Source organism: Streptomyces sp. NPDC005070 (genome assembly GCF_053600395.1).
The window spans coordinates 1-17,879 of record NZ_JBSFZS010000030.1; the positions used below are offsets into that span (position 1 = coordinate 1).

General features: G+C 70.5%; 12 protein-coding genes and 1 pseudogene. 3 read left to right on the forward strand and 10 right to left on the reverse strand.

Features of this window, described 5'->3' with window-relative positions:
* From ACWEBX_RS13085 to ACWEBX_RS13100, 4 genes are all read right to left on the reverse strand, one after another.
* Nucleotides 1-577, reverse strand: a 577-nt coding sequence (locus ACWEBX_RS13085; RefSeq protein ID WP_451884937.1) for a flavodoxin-dependent (E)-4-hydroxy-3-methylbut-2-enyl-diphosphate synthase, incomplete at its 3' end; no start/stop codon positions are given.
* A 170-nt stretch (nt 578-747) separates the two neighbouring features.
* Nucleotides 748-2,052 carry a M50 family metallopeptidase gene (locus tag ACWEBX_RS13090; RefSeq protein WP_451884938.1) on the reverse strand — a complete coding sequence of 435 codons (1,305 nt, stop codon included), beginning with the start codon at nt 2,050-2,052 and terminating at the stop codon, nt 748-750.
* Nucleotides 2,049-3,305, reverse strand: a complete 1,257-nt coding sequence (gene dxr / locus ACWEBX_RS13095) for a 1-deoxy-D-xylulose-5-phosphate reductoisomerase (RefSeq protein ID WP_451884939.1) — start codon at nt 3,303-3,305, stop codon at nt 2,049-2,051. Before dxr ends, ACWEBX_RS13090 begins: the two co-directional genes overlap by 4 nt.
* Before the next feature lie 291 nt (nt 3,306-3,596).
* Complete coding sequence (locus ACWEBX_RS13100; RefSeq protein ID WP_451884940.1) at nt 3,597-5,528, reverse strand: acyl-CoA dehydrogenase family protein; 1,932 nt, start codon at nt 5,526-5,528, stop codon at nt 3,597-3,599.
* Between the two features lie 533 nt (nt 5,529-6,061).
* On the opposite strand from ACWEBX_RS13100, the gene ACWEBX_RS13105 reads away from it, so the two are divergent.
* The 3 genes and pseudogenes from ACWEBX_RS13105 to ACWEBX_RS13115 form a co-directional block, all read left to right on the forward strand.
* Nucleotides 6,062-7,075 (forward strand): LacI family DNA-binding transcriptional regulator, encoded by a 1,014-nt coding sequence (locus ACWEBX_RS13105; protein ID WP_451884941.1) that lies wholly within the window; start codon nt 6,062-6,064, stop codon nt 7,073-7,075.
* 359 nt (nt 7,076-7,434) lie between these two features.
* On the forward strand, nt 7,435-8,496 hold the full coding sequence (locus tag ACWEBX_RS13110; protein ID WP_451884942.1) for an RNA-guided endonuclease InsQ/TnpB family protein: 1,062 nt from the start codon (nt 7,435-7,437) through the stop codon (nt 8,494-8,496).
* Nucleotides 8,463-8,900: pseudogene (locus ACWEBX_RS13115) on the forward strand (TIM-barrel domain-containing protein); the annotation flags it as partial. The gene ACWEBX_RS13110 and the pseudogene ACWEBX_RS13115, both read left to right, overlap by 34 nt.
* A 59-nt stretch (nt 8,901-8,959) precedes the next feature.
* On the opposite strand, the gene ACWEBX_RS13120 reads toward ACWEBX_RS13115, so the two are convergent.
* The 6 genes from ACWEBX_RS13120 to ACWEBX_RS13145 form a co-directional block, all read right to left on the reverse strand.
* Nucleotides 8,960-9,676: a glycoside hydrolase family 12 protein gene (locus ACWEBX_RS13120; RefSeq protein ID WP_451884943.1), complete on the reverse strand. Its 717-nt coding sequence runs from the start codon at nt 9,674-9,676 to the stop codon at nt 8,960-8,962.
* A 35-nt stretch (nt 9,677-9,711) separates the two neighbouring features.
* Nucleotides 9,712-11,991: a glycosyl hydrolase family 95 catalytic domain-containing protein gene (locus tag ACWEBX_RS13125; RefSeq protein ID WP_451884944.1), complete on the reverse strand. Its 2,280-nt coding sequence runs from the start codon at nt 11,989-11,991 to the stop codon at nt 9,712-9,714.
* On the reverse strand, nt 11,988-13,994 hold the full coding sequence (locus ACWEBX_RS13130) for a beta-galactosidase (protein ID WP_451884945.1): 2,007 nt from the start codon (nt 13,992-13,994) through the stop codon (nt 11,988-11,990). The genes ACWEBX_RS13125 and ACWEBX_RS13130 overlap by 4 nt, the downstream gene beginning before the upstream one ends.
* 132 nt (nt 13,995-14,126) lie before the next feature.
* Nucleotides 14,127-15,062: a carbohydrate ABC transporter permease gene (locus tag ACWEBX_RS13135; RefSeq protein ID WP_451884946.1), complete on the reverse strand. Its 936-nt coding sequence runs from the start codon at nt 15,060-15,062 to the stop codon at nt 14,127-14,129.
* On the reverse strand, nt 15,059-16,111 hold the full coding sequence (locus tag ACWEBX_RS13140; protein ID WP_451884947.1) for an ABC transporter permease: 1,053 nt from the start codon (nt 16,109-16,111) through the stop codon (nt 15,059-15,061). Before ACWEBX_RS13140 ends, ACWEBX_RS13135 begins: the two co-directional genes overlap by 4 nt.
* A 26-nt stretch (nt 16,112-16,137) precedes the next feature.
* Entirely contained in the window at nt 16,138-17,817 is a 1,680-nt protein-coding gene (locus ACWEBX_RS13145; protein ID WP_451884948.1) for a Tat pathway signal sequence domain protein, read from the reverse strand.
* Nucleotides 17,818-17,879 lie beyond the last annotated feature (62 nt).

Here is a 17,879-nt window from a genome sequence, read left to right on the forward strand (position 1 = left end):
TGTGCTTGACCGAGATCTTGATGTCACGGAAGTCGTGCTCCTCGAAGAGGGACGCCTCCCACAGCGCGGACTCGACGAGCGCCTCGGGCGTCGCCTTGCCGTACTTCTGGAGCAGCCGCTTGTCGAGGGAGCCGGCGTTGACGCCGATCCGGATCGGGGTGCCGGTGTCCTTCGCGGCCCGCGCGATCTCCTTGACCTGGTCGTCGAACTGCTTGATGTTGCCGGGGTTGACTCGGACGGCCGCGCAGCCGGCGTCGATCGCGGCGAACACGTACTTCGGCTGGAAGTGGATGTCCGCGATGACGGGGATCTGGGACTTCCTGGCGATGGTCGCGAGCGCGTCGGCGTCGTCCTGGGTCGGGCAGGCGACCCGGACGATCTGGCAGCCGGACGCGGTCAGCTCGGCGATCTGCTGGAGCGTGGCGCCGATGTCCGACGTGCGCGTGGTCGTCATCGACTGCACCGAGACAGGCGCGTCTCCACCCACGGCCACGGTTCCGACCTGGATCTGCCGGGTCTTCCGGCGCTCGGCCAGCTTGGTCGGAACGGACGGCATGCCGAGAGAAATCGCAGTCATCTGCTGTGCAACCCCAAGTTATGGATCAAGGTCCCGGAAATCGTGGGCTCCGGGCTTCGAGATTACGGTACGAGCGCGCCACCGGGCACATCACGCCCCCGGCACTCAAACCCACTCAATGGAAGGCGGCCGGACACCCAGGGTGCCCGGCCGCCACCAACACGGTATGACTATGAGATTTTCACGGGATTTACGACGTCGGCGATGAAGACGAGGACCGTGAAGCAGACGAAGATCCCGGCCACCACGTAGGCCACCGGCATCAGCTTCGCCACGTCGAACGGGCCCGGGTCCGGGCGGCGCATGACGCGGGCGAGGTTCCGCCGCAGGGACTCCCACAGGGCACCCGCGATGTGCCCGCCGTCGAGCGGGAGCAGCGGGAGCATGTTGAACAGGAACAGGGAGAGGTTGAACCCGGCGACCAGCAGGAGCATCATCGCGACCTGCTGCGACGCGGGGATGTCCAGGGTGAAGACGTCGCCGCCGATACGGGCCGCGCCGACCACGCCCATCGGGGAGTCGGCCTTGCGCGGGCCGTCGCCGAAGGCCGCGTCCCACAGGTCGGGCACCTTGCCGGGCAGCGACACGAGGGACTCGACGCCGTTCTGCATCATGTCGCCCATGCGGTCCACGGACTGGCCGAAGGACTGCTCGACGATGCCGGTGGCGGGTGTGAAGCCGAGGAAGCCGGCGTACACGTACTTGCCCTCGACGTAGCCGCCGTTGCCGTCGGTCTTGCTCACCTGGTTCTTGATCAGCAGGGCCTTCAGCTCGACCCGCTCGCCCTTGCGGTCGACGACGATCGTGACGTCCTTGCCGGGGTTGGCCCGGATGTCGGACTGGAGGGCCGCCCAGTCGTCGACGGACTTGCCGTCGAACGCGATGATCTTGTCGCCGCCGCGAAGCCCGGCCGCCTTGGCCGGCGCCGCCTTGTCGCCCGCCGCGCACTTCGTGCGGTTCTCGCTCTGCTGGATGACGCAGTCGGAGACCTTGCCGACCGTGGTGGTCTGGGTCTGGACGCCGAACGTCATCATCACGCCGAGGAAGATCGCGACGGCGAGGATCAGGTTCATGAAGGGACCGGCGAACATCACGATCACGCGCTTCCACGGCTTGCGCGTGTAGAAGAGGCGGGTCTCGTCCCCGGGCTGCAGTTCCTCGAAGGCCGCCGACCGGGCGTCCTCGATCATCCCCCGGAAGGGGGACGTCGAGCGGGCCTCGATCCGGCCGTCCGGGCCGGGCGGGAACATCCCGATCATGCGGATGTAGCCGCCGAGCGGAACGGCCTTGATGCCGTACTCGGTGTCGCCCTTCTTGCGCGACCAGATGGTCGGGCCGAAGCCGACCATGTACTGCGGCACCCGGATGCCGAAGAGCTTGGCCGTCGACAGATGTCCCAGCTCGTGCCACGCGATCGAGATCAGCAGGCCGACCACGAAGACGACTATGCCGAGGATCATCATCAGGGTCGTCATGCACGAGCCTCCGCGATTGTCGTCTGTGCCGTCAGTTCACGGGCCCGGGCCCGAGCCCAGGTCTCCGCTTCGAGGACGTCCGCGAGGGTCAGGGAAGTTCCCGTACGCGGTGTGCCGTGTTCCTCGACGACCCGGGTGACAGTCTCCATGATCCCGTTGAACGGCAGGGTGCCGTTCAGGAACGCGTCCACGCACTCCTCGTTGGCGGCATTGAACACCGCCGGGGCCGTACCCGCGAGCCGCCCCACGTGCCGGGCGAGTCCCACCGACGGGAAGGCGTCGTTGTCGAGCGGGAAGAACTCCCAGGTCGACGCCTTCGTCCAGTCGAAGGCGGGCGCCGCGTCCGGGACGCGCTCGGGCCAGCCGACGCCGATGGCGATGGGCCCCCGCATGTCGGGGGGCGTCGCCTGGGCGATCGTCGAGCCGTCCGTGAATTCCACCATCGAGTGGACATACGACTGCGGGTGCACGACCACCTCAATGCGGTCGAAGGGAATGTCGTAGAGGAGGTGCGCCTCGATGACTTCCAGTCCCTTGTTGACCAGGGTCGCGGAATTGACGGTGATCACCGGGCCCATGGCCCAGGTGGGGTGCGCGAGGGCGTCGGCCGGTGCCACGTTCGCCAGCTCCGCCTTCGTACGGCCGCGGAACGGGCCCCCGGAGGCGGTCACCACGAGCTTGCGCACATCGGCGCGCGTGCCGGAGGCCAGCGCCTGGAAGAGGGCCGCGTGCTCGGAGTCGACCGGGATGATCTGGCCCGGCTTCGCCAGCGCCTTCACCAGCGGGCCGCCGACGATGAGCGACTCCTTGTTGGCGAGCGCGAGGGTGCGGCCCGCCTCCAGCGCGGCGAGGGTGGGCGCGAGGCCGATGGAACCGGTGATGCCGTTCAGGACGGTGTGACAGCGCGACGCGGCGACCTGGGCGGCCGCGTCCGGTCCGGCGAGGATCTCGGGAAGGGTCTCACCGGGTGCGTACCGGGCCGCGAGGGCCTCCCTGAGCGCCGGGACGGCGTCCTCGCGCGCCACGGCGACCGTCCGTACCCGCAGCCGGTGGGCCTGCTCGGCGAGCAGGGCGACCCTGCCGCCGGCGGCGGACAGCGCGGTGACCCGGAACCGGTCGGGGTTGCGCAGCACGAGGTTGATGGCCTGGGTGCCGATCGATCCGGTGGATCCGAGGATCACGACATCCCGGACTCCGGTCACGGGGTCGAAGACGAGATGCGGATCAGCGAGGGGGGCTGGACTGTCGCTCATCCCCCCATTGTGGCCGCAACGCGGCGGCCGTAGGACAGGGCGTCCCTCATTCCCACCGTCTCTCCCCGTGAACGGCGGCGCTCCGGCGCGTCGGGAAGCGACGGCGGGAGCGCGCGTCGGCGGGGGCCGCGGGGCCGGGTGCCCGGCGACGCGCGGCCGTGGTGAGACCGTCCGCCCTGCTGATCCGCAGGTCGGCGCCCACGGTGGCGCACGGGCGCGGGCTCCGGCGGGCGGGGACGGCCGCGCACGGGCCGCCCGACGGGCGGCCCGTGCGCCTTCGCGGGACGGACGTCAGCGAATGGGCCGGTGCACGTTCTCCCGGGTGCTCGCGCCGGGGGTGGCGTCGGCGATCCAGGGGCCTTCGCCCGACGGGTCCAGGACGCCTTCCTCCAGCCAGGTGTACGTGCCCGACAGGACCCCCTTGACGACCTTGCGGTCGAGGTCGTCGGTGTTGGTCCACAGGCGTCCGAAGAGTTCCTCGACACGGATGCGGGACTGGCGGCAGAAGGCGTCGGCGAGCTGGTAGGCCTCGCGCCCGTGATCGCCCTTCTTGCGCAGGTGTTCCGCCCGTACGCAGGCCGCGCTCATCGCGAAGAGCTCGGCGCCGATGTCGACGATCCGGCCCAGGAAGCCCTGCTTGGTCTCCATGCGGCCCTGCCAGCGCGACATCGCGTAGAAGGTGGACCGGGCGAGCTTGCGGGCGTTGCGCTCCACGTACCGCAGATGCGTGGACAGGTCCACGTCCTGGTGGAACTCGCTGTACGAGCGCGGGAGCTGGCCCGCGCCCGCCACCAGTTTCGGCAGCCACTTGGCGTAGAAGACACCGGCGTTCGCGCCCGCCTTCGCCTTCTCGGAGAGGGACTTGTCGGGGTCGATGAGGTCGCCGGCGACCGAGAGGTGGGCGTCGACGGCCTCCCGGGCGATCAGCAGGTGCATGATCTCCGTGGAGCCCTCGAAGATGCGGTTGATGCGCAGGTCGCGCAGGACCTGTTCGGCGGGGACCGCTCGCTCGCCGCGGGCCGCCAGCGACGCGGCCGTCTCGAAGCCCCGGCCGCCGCGGATCTGGACCAGCTCGTCGGCCATCAGGCAGGCCATCTCGGAGCCGTACAGCTTGGCGAGGGCGGCCTCGATGCGGATGTCGTTGCGGTTCTCGTCGGCCATCTGCGACGACAGGTCGAGCACGGCCTCCAGCGCGAAGGTGGTGGCCGCGATGAAGGAGATCTTGGAGCCGACGGCCTCGTGGAAGGCGACCGGCTTGCCCCACTGCTCACGCACCGACGTCCACTCACGGGCGATCTTCAGGCACCACTTGCCGGCGCCCACGCACATCGCGGGCAGCGAGAGGCGGCCGGTGTTGAGGGTGGTGAGGGCGATCTTCAGGCCCGCCCCCTCGGGTCCGATGCGGTTGGCGGCGGGCACGCGCACCCGGTGGAAGCGGGTGACGCCGTTCTCCAGGCCGCGCAGGCCCATGAACGCGTTGCGGTTCTCGACGGTGACGCCCTCCGAGGCCGCCTCCACCACGAACGCCGTGATGCCGCCCTTGCTGTCCTCGGACTTCGGGACACGCGCCATGACGACGAGGAGGTCCGCGACGACGCCGTTGGTCGTCCAGAGCTTCACCCCGTCGAGGATGTAGTCGTCGCCGTCCGGCACGGCGGTCGTGGCGAGCCGCGCCGGGTCGGAGCCGACATCCGGTTCGGTGAGCAGGAAGGCGGAGATGTCGGTGCGGGCGCAGCGCGGCAGGAAGATGTCCCGCTGCTCCTGGGTGCCGAAGAGCTTCAGCGGCTGGGGCACGCCGATCGACTGGTGGGCGGACAGCAGCGCGCCGAGCGCCGGGTTCACGGAGCCGACCAGGGCGAGGGCCTTGTTGTAGTACACCTGGGTGAGGCCGAGACCCCCGTACTTGGTGTCGATCTTCATGCCGAGCGCGCCGATTTCCTTGAGCCCGGTGATCGTCTCGTCCGGGATCCGTGCGTCGCGCTCGATCCGGGCGGAGTCGATCTTCGTCTCGCAGAAGTCCCGCAGTTTGGCCAGGAACTCCTCGCCGCGCAGCGTGTCCTCGTCGGCCGGGAGCGGGTGTGGGTGGATCAGGTCGAGCCGGAAGCGGCCCAGGAAGAGTTCCTTCGCGAAGCTGGGCTTGCGCCAGTCCTGTTCGCGCGCGGCCTCGGCGACCTGCCGTGCCTCGCGCTCGGTGACTGTGGGCTGGTGGGGTGTGGCGGACATGAGGCTCACCTCGCCGCGAATAGGGATCTTGGGACAGTCCATTACCGACCGGTTCTACTCGATCGTATTTACCCGATTCCGGATGACCCCACCAGTCCTCGCGCAGCGTTCGGCCCGATGCGCTCCCCCCGCGAACCGGCCACCGGCGTTGCGCCGGAGGCCCGCTTCGCGGGACGGTCTGAATGCTCCGAACGGGGGAGGCGCCGCTCGGCCGGGAGGGAGGTGCGCCGCGATCGGGGATCACCGTCGCGCCACGGCCGGGATCGGCGCCGCGCTGCGGCCGGAATCGCCGCTGTAGTGCGGCCGGGACCGGCGCTGTGACGCGGCCGGAATCGCCGCTGGGCCGCGTCCGGGATCGCCGTCGCACCACGGCCCGGAAATCACCTTCGCACCGAGGCCGGGAAACCACTGTCGAAGCGCTTCGACAGCCTCTGGACACGATTCCTTCACCGAGCTAGTGTCGAGCCACCCTCATTCGCCCCGATCGGTACCGCGCGCACTGTCGAAGCGCTTCACAAAACTGGGAGAGCTGGATGGTCACCCTCGCCGAGGTCGCCCAGCACGCCGGAGTCTCGGCGAGCACGGTGAGCTATGTCCTCAGCGGCAAGCGGTCCATCTCCGCGACCACCCGGCAGCGGGTCGAGCGGAGCATCCAGGAACTCGGCTACCACCCGAACGCGGGCGCCCGCGCCCTGGCGAGCAACCGGTCCAACATCATCGCGCTGATGGTCCCGCTGCGCACCGACATGTACGTACCCGTGATGATGGAGATCGCCATCGCCGTGGCCACCAGCGCCCGGACCCACGGTTACGACGTCCTGCTGCTCACCGGCGAGGAGGGGCCCGACGCGGTGCGCCGGGTCACCGGCAGCGGGCTCGCCGACGCGATGATCCTGATGGACGTCGAACTCGACGACGAGCGGCTGCCGTTGCTGCGCGCGACGGACCAGCCGTCCGTGCTCATCGGGCTCCCCGCCGAGACCACCGGCCTGACCTGCGTCGACCTCGACTTCGGGGCGACGGGCGCGCTGTGCGCCGAGCATCTGGCGCTGCTCGGTCACCGTGACATCGCTGTCATCGGCGAGGCGCCCGCCGTCTACGAGCGGCACACCGGCTTCGCCGAGCGGACGCTCGACGGACTCCGGGCCCGTTCCCGGGAGTTGGGGCTGCGCGTGCTGCACCGGCCCTGCGAGGGCGGCTACGACGCGATGGCCCTCACCCTCGCCCGCGTCTTCGACGAGCGCCCGGGCACCACGGGCTTCGTCGTGCAGAACGAGTCGGCGGTCGAACCGCTGCTCGCGCTGCTGCGCCAGAAGGGCCGTGCCGTGCCCGAGGACATCTCGGTGATCGCGATCTGCCCGGACCAGGTCGCCACCCAGGCCTCGGTGCGGCTGACGTCGGTCGCCATTCCCGCACAGGACATGGGCCGCCATGCCGTCGAGCATCTGATCGCCAAGATCGAAAGGCGCGGCAAGGACGAACTCGTACTGCTCGCACCCAAGTTGACGGTACGGGCGAGCACGGGTCCGGCGCCGGCCGCTCCCTGAACCGCTCTCCCGTCGGGGGCCCGCCCGGCGGCACCCCCCTCGCGGACCTCGCGTCCCCTGCCGGGTGTTCCCGCCGTCCACGTGCTCTCCGTGCCACCGCCCCGCCCGAACCCGTCGCGTCCACGCCCCACCCGTGTCCCAGCGTCTGTTCCCCGCTCCGCTCCTCCGGGCCGTCCCCTCCGTCCGCACCCCGGAACGGCCCCTACCGCACTCCCTGTCTGCATTCCTTGCGCAGGTGCGGCAACTCGGAGTTGACGGTGGTTGCTTGACGGTGGTCGGCGGCCGGGGTGGTCACTCGCACGGGTGATGTCGGTCGATGGTGTGCGCGGTCGGGGAACGCGTTGGCTAGGTTCACGGTCATGGCACGGTTTCGGATGTACCCGACGAGCGAGCAGGCGGGCGTCATGCTTGGCCACTGCGCGCATGCCCGGTACGTCTGGAACCTGGCCGTCGAGCAGCACGCGCACTGGTACAAGGGCCGCGGTGCGGCGCCCGGCTTCGCCGAGCAGTGCCGCCAGCTCACCGAGGCCCGGCGTGACAACGCATGGCTGGCCGCAGGCAATGCCGATGTGCAGCAGCAGGCCCTGAAGGACTTCGCCAAAGCCAAGAACGCCATGTTCACCTCCGGCTTCGGTGAGCCGACCTGGCGCAGGAAGCACGTGCACGAGGGTTTCCGTGTAATCGGCACGGACCGTATCGGGGAGTTCGAGGCGGACGGTTCACCGAAGCTGAACGCCAGGGGCAGGCAGGTCATGGGCCGCTCGGTGGTGATGCAAAAACTCAGTCGGCGGTGGGCGCGGGTGAAGGTGCCCGGCTGCGGCTGGGTCCGCTTCCGGCTCAGCCGCAAGGGCAGGGGCTCTGAACTGCCGAAGGCGAAGACGTTCCGTGTCACCTGCCGCAACGGCCAGTGGCACATCGCGTTCGCCGTCGTCCCTGCCCCCATCGAGACGCCCGGCACGGGCGAGATCATCGGCATCGACCGGGGCGTGGCCATCACCGCCGCTCTCTCTGACGGGCGGCAACTGAACTGCCCCCAGCTCACCGTCAGGGAACGCGTCCGGATCCGCAAACACCAGCGCCGGGCTGCCCGCGCACCCAGGGGCAGTGAGCGCAAGAGCACTGAGTACGCGAAGGCCGCCCGTATCAAGGCCCGCGAAGCGAACCGGCGCAAGGACTGGTGCGAGAAGACCAGCACGATGCTCGCCCGCACCTATGACCTGGTGCGGTTCGAGAAGCTGAACATCAAGAACATGACCCGCTCGGCCAGGGGAACCACCGAGCAGCCCGGCAAGCAGGTCAGGCAGAAGGCCGGCCTGAACCGGGCGATCCTGGCCCAGGGCTGGGGCCTGCTCCGGCAACGCACCGGGCACAAGGCCCCGGGCCGCATCGAGACCCGGGGCTGCCGCTCGGCCCCGGGATGACCGGCGGCCCGAACGAGGTCTGGTCGTACGGCGAGGAGGCCGACGCCGTCATGGAGAAGTACCTGCGCCTGCGGGAGCGCCTGAAGCCGTATCTGCTGGACGTGATGCGGGAGGCCCACGAGGAGGGGCTGCCGGTGATGCGCCCGCTGCTCCTGGAGTTCCCCGGCGACCAGACGGCCTGGTCGGTGGACGACGCCTACCTCCTCGGCCCCGACCTGCTGGTCGCTCCGGTCCTCACCGCGGGCGCGACGGCCCGTACGGCGTATCTCCCGGCGGGCGCGCGCTGGACGGACGCGTGGACCGGGGAGTCGTACGAGGGGGGCGCGTGGGTGACGGTGGACGCGCCACTGGACCGGATCCCGCTGTTCCTGCGGGACGGCGCACGGCTGCCCGTGGCGGGCTAGGACACTCCCGAAGGTGCGGCCGACCCCCGCGAGGGACCGGCCGCACCCGCGCGTCCGGATCAGCTACTGCTGACCGTCAGGTTGTTGGTGACGAAGTCGAGGCCGCCCGCCGACGAGGTGATCTCGAAGCCGAACTGCACGTCCCCGATGGTCGCGCCGCTCGACATCCAGCCCTTGGTGTTCGCGATCCACTTCAGGATGGGGAGGATGTTCATGGTTCCGGAGGTGGAGTCGGAGCTGCGGAGGAACGAGAAGACGTCGTTCGCGCCGTTGTTGCCCTTGTAGACGGTCCAGGTGTTGCCGCCCAGCGTGAGCATTCCCTGCGAGGTGCCGAGCGCGCCGACGGCTCCGTTGTAGTTGACCCAGAGCATGATCTCGTGGACGTAGCCGGTGTCCCAGATGTCGTACGAGGTGTTGTACGCGCCGGATGACGGGACGGTGACGTTGTAGCTGCTGGTGAGGGAGGACAGCCCGGCGATCGTCCTGCCCACGTACTTCTTGGAGTTGGGGTAGGACTTGATGCCGCCGGTGTTGGGGTGGTTGGCCCAGACTCCCCAGTTGGTGCCGGAGTTGGCCCAGACGCACTGGCTGCCCGCTCCGGAGCCCCAGATGTTGTTGTAGAGCGTGTAACCGTTCAGGGTGGTGTTGCCCCACTGGTCGCAGGAGGACCAGACGGCGGCCTGGGCGGGGGCCGAGGCGAGGCCGATCGTGGCTCCGAGTGCCAGCGCGGGGGCGATCAGCGCCCTGGTGATCCTGTTCAGCGTGCGAAGTGCCATGGCTTTCCTTCCATGGGTGGGGGGATGTGCGGGGGCTACCGCGGCCCCAGGGTGAGGACGCGGTCTTCTCCGGCGCTCAGGGAGAGCGGTCGCGCGCCGGTGGAAGTCCGGAGTTCGATGCGGCACGTGCGGCCCGGACGCAGGACGACGGTGGCGCCGTCGGGGGTCCAGGTGAGGTCGGCCTCCGCGCCGAACCTCGTCCGGAGGCCTCGGAGTTCGCCGCTCGGCAGGCTCGTGGGGAGCGCCGGGAAGAGGACGAGCCGCCGTGGGGTGGACTGGAGAAGTGCCTCGATGACGACGGAGGGCAGGGTGTGGGCGGCGTCTGCGTTGTAGACGTGGCGGTTCGGGTAGTGGCCGCTCATCAGGGAGACGTGGAAGAAGTCCCCGGCCAGGACGTTGTCGAGGGCCCGCGCCACCCGCCCGGCGTCCCGCAGCCGGGCGGCCACCAGGGCGTGGTGGAGGTGGCCGTGCGCCGAGTCGTTCTCGGCGCCGCGCAGTTCGAGGGCGCGGCGGGCCGCGGCGGCGAGGCCGGGGGCGTCGTAGGGATTGATCTCGTCGAGGGGCCAGACGCCGTAGAGGTGGCTGAGGTGCCGGTGGTCGTAGGTGTCGTCGAGTCCGGGACGGGCCCATTCGGCCAGCGCTCCGTCGCAGTTGACCCGGTGGGGCGGCAGCCGGTCGGCGAGCGCGAGCCAGCGTTCGGCGTCGGGGCCCGGGTGGTACTCGGCCGCTGTGCGCAGGGCGTGACGGGCCGCCGAGAGGTCCATGGCGGCGTTGACGGTGACCCAGCTCGCGTTCGCGGGACGGTTCTCCGGGGAGTAGGACGGCACGATCACCAGGTGGCCGTCGGCGTCGGTCCGGGTGAGGAAGTCCTCGTAGAAGCGGGCGGTCTCGGCGAGGGCGGCGGCGAGGCGCGGGTCGCGGCCGCCGTGTGTCTCGTCGTGGTCCACGAGGGGCTTGAGCAGCCAGTCGGCGCCCGCGGTCCACACGTGGAGCGGGTAGGCGCGGCTGAGGTGGTGGATGTGTCCCGACTCGCCGTCGGTGTGGGCGGGGGCGACCACGCCGCGGGCGCCGAACACGGCTCGGGCGTTGTCCCGCCAGTGCGGCAACTGGCCGTGGACCAGGGCCGCGTGGGCCTCGGTGACCTCGGGGAGGGCGGCCGCGGCAGCCGACGCCGTCTGCAGGTTGAGGTTGGCGTCCGTGGTGAACGCCCCGGACCAGGCGGTGTCCCAGTCGCCGGTCCACAGACCCGTCAGCCGTGGCGGGAGGGTGCCGGACGCGGACAGCAGGTGGTACCGGCCGGCCGCGAAGAGCCGTTCCACGAGAGCGGGGCTCTTCGGGCGCAGGACCAGCTCCGATCCCGGCAGTGCCCGTTCGGCCGGATCGGCGCCCAGGTCGAGGGTGACCCGCAGATAGGCGGCCCGGTGCGGGGCGGTGTGCCGGGCGAGCAGGTGGGTGTACGCGTGCTCGATGCCCTCGGGGCCGCCGTGACCGGCCTCGGGCAGCACCTCCCGCAGCGCGCGGAGCTCCGCGAGGGCGTCCGGGTCGCCCCGGTGCCGGCGCACCCGGGTGAGCAGCAGCATCGAGCGGGCGCCGTCGACCCGTACGCCGGGAAGGGCGGGACGGACGGCGCCGTCCGTGACGAGGAGGGTGACCCCGGTGTACGCCAGGTCGCTGCCCGGGTAGCGGGCGCGCAGGGTGAGCAGGGCGCCCTCGGGGGTGTGGACGGTTCCGTGCTCCACTGCCAGGTCCGCGGGCGCTCCCGGCAGCCGGTGGTCCAGCGTCACCTCGGTCGCGGGGCCGGGGGTCCTCACGTACTGCGTGATCACGTCGTCGGCGCGTGAGACGAACACCTCGGCCCGCCGGTCCCCGCTCACTGAGCGGACGACCCCGGTGGTGAAGTCGCTCTCGCGCCGGTAGCCGCGCGGTTCCTCGGCGGGGCGGCGCAACCGCACCTGGAACGCCGGGTGGAAGGGCTGTACCCAGAGCAGCGGCCGGCCGTCGGTGAAGTCCTCGCCGGCTCTCGCGTCTCCGGCGAGCAGCCGGTCCTGCACGTCGGTGAGGCGGTCGGCGAGCTCGGGCGGGCGGGCTTCCGAGCTGCCGTTCGGACGGACCAGACGGTGATGGTTGACGATGACCCGGTCGTCGTTCGGATCGCCGAAGACCATGACGCCGTGTGTGCCGTTGCCGCTCAGGAAGGCGTCCTCCCAGCGGGCGGCGGGCTGCGGTTCCCAGGTGCCGTGGACGGGGGCGGAGCCGAGGCCGCCCTCCGTCGCGGGGCGGTCCGCGTGGGGGCGGGGGCGGGCCTGACCGGTCATGGGGCGAGCACCGCCGCCCCGTACCGCTCCAGTCGTACGGAGTCCCGCACCGACGCGCCGCCGAGCAGGTCGCGGTGGGTGCCCGGCACCTCGACGGTCACCGGGGCGCGCCCGTGGTTGAGCAGGAAGAGCAGGTCGCCGCGCCGGACGGCCTCGACACCCTCGGGCAGTCCGTCGAGCACCGCCCGGACGCCCGCGCCCAGGGCCGCCCCCGCCAGCAGGGCACGCAGGGCGGCCGGTTCGGGGAGCGTGGAGAGGTAGCGGGCGGTGCCCCTACGGAGCACGGCGGGCCGTCCGTCCAATTCACCGCCGCGGTACCGCGCCTCGACGGCCGCGGCGTCCTCGGCCTCGATCTCCTCGGACCAGAGCGTGCCCGTGAAGCCGTCGCACGCCACCTTCTCCCCCGCGTCCAGCGGCCACCATTCGTGCAGCGCCCGGATGCCGAACAGCGCGCGCAGCCGCTCGTCCATGCCGCCCGGCCGCACCCGGTCGTCCTCGTCCGCGACGCCGGTGAGGAAGCCGCAGACGAGCGTGCCGCCCGCTCGCGCGTAGGCCAGGAGGTTCTCGACGGCCGTGTCGGTGAGCAGGTAGAGCTGGGGCACGACGACCATCCGGTAGGCGGAGAGGTCGTGCTCGGGATGGGCGAACGCGGTGGTGAGGTGGGCCTCCCACAGGGCGCGGTGCCAGGCCCGTACGACCTCGGCGCAGTCGTTCTCCGCGGACAGCCGGCCGTCGTGCGCTCCCGCCCACCAGGAGTTCCAGTCGTGCAGGACCGCGATCTCCGCGCCGACCCGAGTACCCGTCACATGGGGCGCGAGGGCCGCCAGTTCGGCGCCGATCTGTTTGATCTCCTGGAAGGTACGGCCCCGCTCCCCCGCGTGGCCGATCATCCCGGAGTGGAACTTCTCTGCGCCCTGCCGGGACTGCCGCCACTGGAAGTAGCAGACGGCGTCGGCGCCGCGCGCCACGGCCTGCAGGGACCACAGCCGGTTCAGCCCGCGCGGCTTGGGGTGGTTCACGCCGCGCCAGTTGACCGCTCCGGCGGCCTGTTCCATGAGCATCCAGGAGCCGCCCGCCGCCTGCGAGCGTGTCATGTCCTGGATGAGCGCGCCGTGCTGCGCCCCGAGGGGGTCGCGCGGGTCGGGGTAGAGGTCGACCGAGACGACGTCCTCCTCCCCGGCCCACCGCCAGGCGTCCTGGCCGACCCACATCGGCATGAAGTTGCTGGTCACCGGGATGCCGGGGCTGTGGCGACGCACGATGTCCCGCTCGGCGACGTAACACTCCAGGAGCATGTCGGAGGTGAACCGCTTGAAGTCGAGGGCATGCGTCGGGTTCTTCATGTAGTGGGCGTGACGCGGTGGGATCACCTCGTGCCAGCCGTCGTAGCCCTGGCCCCAGAAGGCCGTACCCCAGGCCGTGTTGAGTGCCTCGACGGTGCCGTATCTGTTCCGGAGCCAGCGCCGGAAGGCGGCGGCCGCCTCGTCGCCGTAGTCGAAGGTGCAGTACTCGTTGTTGATGTGCCACATGGTGAGGGCGGGGTGGCCCGTGTAGCGGGCGGCCAGGTCCTCGGTGATGGCGGCGGCACAGCGGCGGTAGACGGCGCTTGAGTGCGAGAAGTGCTGCCGTGAGCCCCACCATTCGGTGCGGCCGTCCTCGTCCCGGGGCAGGGTCTCGGGGTGCAGCCGGCCCATCCAGGGTGGCGGGGAGGAGGTGGGGGTGGCGAGCACGACGCCGACGCCGTGCTCGTGCATCAGGTCCATGACCCGGTCCAGCCAGCCGAACTCGCGTGCTCCCGGGCGGGGTTCGAGTCTCGCCCAGGAGAAGACGCCGACGGTGACGGAGTTGACGCCGGCCTCCTTCATGAGACGGACGTCCTCGTGCCAGATCTCCTCGGGCCACTGCTCGGGGTTGTAGTCGCCGCCGAACAGGATGCGGCCCCGGGTGGCCGCGCTCAGACTCGGCCGCCCGGTCTCTCGGCCGGTTCCGCGGAGCGTGCGCATGAGCCACCTCGATCGGGGTGAGGGAGTGGACCGCCGCGGCCGGCCGCCGGTCAGGAGCGGGTCGGCCGCGGCGAGCTGGGAAGGCGGCGCAGGGCGGGCAGGGCGGTACCCCGGCAGGGCGGGCCGGCCGGGTCAGCCCTTCACCGCGCCGGTGAGCATGCCCTTCTTGAAGTGCCGCTGGACGAAGGGAGAGAGGACCGCGACGGGCAGCAGCGCCATCACCATGACGGCCATCTGGATGGCGAGCGGGGACAGTTGACCGGTGTTGATCTGGGTGGCGAGGCCGACCGGCCGTTCCTGCTTCTGCACCAACTGGATCATGACGTTCTGCAGCGGCATCATGTCCTGGTCGGTCAGGTAGATGGAGGCGTTGAACCAGGCGCTCCAGTAACCGACCGCGTAGAACAGCGAGATGACCGCGAGGACCGCCCGGGAAAGCGGCATCACGATCCGCCACAGGATGCGCCAGTCGCCGGCGCCGTCGATGCGGGCGCTGTCGACGAGTTCGGGTGAGATACCCATGAAGAACGCCCGCAGCACCAGGATGTTGAACACGCTCACCGCGCTGGGGAGGATCAGCGCGAGGTAGGTGTCGGTGAGGCCGAGCGCCTGCACCAGCAGATAGGTGGGGATGAGGCCGGCGCCGAAGAACATCGTGGCGAGCAGCAGCATCAGGAACCAGCGGTGGCCGAGCGACCCGATCCGGGAGAGACCGTACGCGCACAGCACCGAGACCGCCATGCTGAACAGGGTGCCGGCCAGGGTCACGCCGACGCTGACGAGCGCGGCACGCTGCACCTGCCCGCCGGTGAGCAGTTCCCGGTAGGCGACGAGGGTGACGCCCCTGGGGACCACGACCAGGCCGCCGGCCGCGTCGATGGTCTTCTTCGACTGGAGACTGGTGACGACGACGATCCAGAGCGGGAAGAGGATCGCGAAGGCGGCCAGGGTGAGGGCGATCCCCTTGCCCGCGAGGCCGGCCCTGGACGGCTCCTCCTCCCAGGGCGGCCGGGGCGGAGCCGCCCAGCGGCCGGGCCTGTCGCGCGGTGCCCGCGTCACGGCGGTCATTTCTCGTACACCCCCTGCTCGCCCATGAGGTGGGCGACCTTGTTCGCGGTCAGGACGAGCCCGAGGCCGACCACCCCCTTGATCAGTCCGGCCGCCGCCGCATAGCCGAAGTCCTGGTTGCGGATGCCGTTCCACCACACGTAGGTGTCGAGGACCTCGGAGGCTCCGGGGCCCACCGCGTCACGCTGGAGCAGGAGCTGCTCGAAGCCGACGGTGAGCGCGTCGCCCACGCGCAGCACCAGCAGCAGGGCGATCACCGGGCGCAGGGCGGGCAGGGTGATGTGCCACATCCGGCGCCAGCGCCCGGCCCCGTCCATGGCGGCGGCCTCGTACAGGTCGGGCGACACGGACGACAGGGCCGCGAGGAAGACGATGATGCCCCAGCCCGCGTCCTTCCAGACGCCCTCGGCCGTCACCAGGAACTTGAAGATCCCCGGGTCGGTCATCAGGTCGATGCCCTGGTGGCCGTGGCGGCGCAGGGTCTGGGCGATGATGCCCGCCCCGCCGAAGATCTGCTGGAAGACGGTGACGACGAGGACCCAGGAGAAGAAGTGCGGGAGGTACATGACCGCCTGGGCGACGGCCCGGACCCGGGGCCTGACCACGCTGTTGATGAGCAGGGCGAGGGCGACCGGGATCGGGAAGTAGAGCACGAGCTGGAGGAGGAACAGGACGAACGTGTTCTGCACGGCGTGCCAGAACTGCGAGTCCGCGAAGATCCGCTGGAAGTTCTCCAGTCCGGTCCAGGGGCTCTCGAAGATCGCGACGAAGCCGTTGTCGCTCAGGTACGGGTCGTAGTCCTGGAAGGCGACGACATTGCCCAGGACCGGAATGTAGGTGAAGACGAGCAGCAGCGCGACCGCGGGCAGGGTCATCAGGAGCAGGGTGCGGTCGCGTCTGAGGCGCAGCCGGAAGGCCGGCTTTCCCGCGCCCTGTTCGGCGCTCCCGGCGGCCCGCCGTCCGGTCGCGCCGTCCGGCGGGTTCCCGTCCGGCGCCTTCTTGCCCGTCCTGGCCCCGGCCCTGCTCCGCGGCACCGTGCTGTGGGACACGGCCTTCTCCTCGCCTCAGTTCCGGGTCACTTGGCCGCGGAGCCGTTGGCGTCGAGCAGCTTCTTGTACCAGGCGCGCAGGTCGTCGCCGCCCTTCTGCTTCCAGTCCGCGACGGCCTGCTGCATGTCGGCGATCTTCTTGCGGCCGCGGACGATGTCGTCCTCGAGCTGTTCGAAGTCGTTGGCGAGGTTGGTCCACCGGCTGGGCTCGGTGATGGTCAGGCCGTAGAAGGAGGACTTCCTGGTGAAGGCGCCCATGCGCTGCTGCCACTCGACCTGGAGCTTGGCGATGTCCGGCAGGTCGGGGTGGGCGAGGTACGCGGCCGGGTCGCCGGTGTAGTCGTAGGCGCCGTTGACCTCGTTGGTGCCCTTGGTGGTCTTGGTGGGCAGGCCGTTCTTGACGGTGTAGTCGGTGCCCTCGACGCCGTACACCGTCAGCATGTACTCCTTGGTGCCGTACGGGGCCGCGCAGAAGTCGGCGAGCGCGAGGAAGTCCTTGATCTGCTGCTTGGACGCCGTCCTGCTGACGAAGGTGAAGATGCCGGCGGGCTGGGTCGCCCAGAGCGTGGGGTCGCCGCCGTCGGGGCCGAAGATGTCGAAGGCGCCCATCTCGAAGTCGGTCTTCTGGGTGCGCTGTTCGGCCGTCGAGCCGTACCAGTAGGACAGGTCGCCGTTGAAGACGAGGGACTGGCCCGCGGTGAACCGGTTGGACGCGTCGCCCTTGACGGCCTTGGCGTCGGGGTGGACGACGCCCGCCGCGTACAGCTTGCGCGTCCACTCCAGGGCTTCGAGGTACTCGTCGGTCTCGATCCGGTTGACGAGCTTGCCGTCCCTCAGGTCCCACCACAGGGCCTTGTCGCTGCCGTTGAGGACGCCGTAGATGTTGAAGGCCGTCCACTTGAGGTCGTCGCAGGCCCACACCTTCGCCTTGGCGTCGGTGGCCTCCTTCGCCCAGGCCAGGAACTCGTCGGGCGACGTGGGGAGCGTGTAGCCCTTCGCGGCGAAGATGTCCTTGCGGTAGAAGGCCGCGATGTTGGTGACGTACGAGGCCGGCATCGGGATCGCGCGCAGCCGGCCGCCGAAGATGGAGCGCTGCCAGGCGTCGGTCGGCACGGCTGCGAGGTTCGGGTAGTCCTTGACCTTGTCGCCCGACAGATACGGGCCGAGGTCGGCGAACTTGGCGTTGATCGCGCTCGGTATCTTGCCGTTCAGGTTCCAGCCCGGGACGACCACCACGTCCGGGGTGTCGCTGGAGGCGAGGACCGCGCCCAGTTTCTCGTCGTAGGTGTTGCCGTCCTGGTTCTGCCAGGTCGCCTTGATGCCGATGGCCTCGTTCATGGCCGTGTAGTAGGCGTTGTCGCCCGTCGGCGGGGTGCCCCAGAACGGCGACATGATCTTCAGGTCGCCGCCTGCGCCCAGCTTCTTCGGGACGGACGTCTTCAGCGCGTCCAGGTCGATCGCCCGGGTGAACCCGGCCGCCGATCCGTTCTTCGACGGGAGGTCGGGCGTGACGACGCTCGACGCCACGAACGCCGGAAGGATCTTCTGGGCGTCCTTCCCCGAGGTGGTGCCGTCCTTGCTGCCGTCCCGTCCTCCGCCGCAGGCGGCGAGCAGGGGCGTTCCGCCCGCCACGGCGGCCGCTGCGACTGCCGTGGAGGCGAGGAAGCTTCTCCGGCTGGGGGCGGATGTGGCGGAGTTCGGCGTCATTGCGTCAACCCTTCATGGCGCACAGCAGGACACCCGGCGGTGGAGCCGTCGGCTGCGGTGTC

Excerpts from the sequence above, each read along its gene's own strand:
- ACWEBX_RS13100 (WP_451884940.1), bottom strand. The coding sequence starts at position 5,528 with ATGTCCGCCACACCCCACCAGCCCACAGTCACCGAGCGCGAGGCACGG.
- ACWEBX_RS13110 (WP_451884942.1), top strand. The coding sequence starts at position 7,435 with ATGGCACGGTTTCGGATGTACCCGACGAGCGAGCAGGCGGGCGTCATG.
- ACWEBX_RS13120 (WP_451884943.1), bottom strand. The coding sequence starts at position 9,676 with ATGGCACTTCGCACGCTGAACAGGATCACCAGGGCGCTGATCGCCCCC.
- ACWEBX_RS13090 (WP_451884938.1), bottom strand. The coding sequence starts at position 2,052 with ATGACGACCCTGATGATGATCCTCGGCATAGTCGTCTTCGTGGTCGGC.
- ACWEBX_RS13135 (WP_451884946.1), bottom strand. The coding sequence starts at position 15,062 with ATGACCGCCGTGACGCGGGCACCGCGCGACAGGCCCGGCCGCTGGGCG.
- ACWEBX_RS13130 (WP_451884945.1), bottom strand. The coding sequence starts at position 13,994 with ATGCGCACGCTCCGCGGAACCGGCCGAGAGACCGGGCGGCCGAGTCTG.
- ACWEBX_RS13145 (WP_451884948.1), bottom strand. The coding sequence starts at position 17,817 with ATGACGCCGAACTCCGCCACATCCGCCCCCAGCCGGAGAAGCTTCCTC.
- ACWEBX_RS13125 (WP_451884944.1), bottom strand. The coding sequence starts at position 11,991 with ATGACCGGTCAGGCCCGCCCCCGCCCCCACGCGGACCGCCCCGCGACG.
- dxr (WP_451884939.1), bottom strand. The coding sequence starts at position 3,305 with ATGAGCGACAGTCCAGCCCCCCTCGCTGATCCGCATCTCGTCTTCGAC.
- ACWEBX_RS13105 (WP_451884941.1), top strand. The coding sequence starts at position 6,062 with ATGGTCACCCTCGCCGAGGTCGCCCAGCACGCCGGAGTCTCGGCGAGC.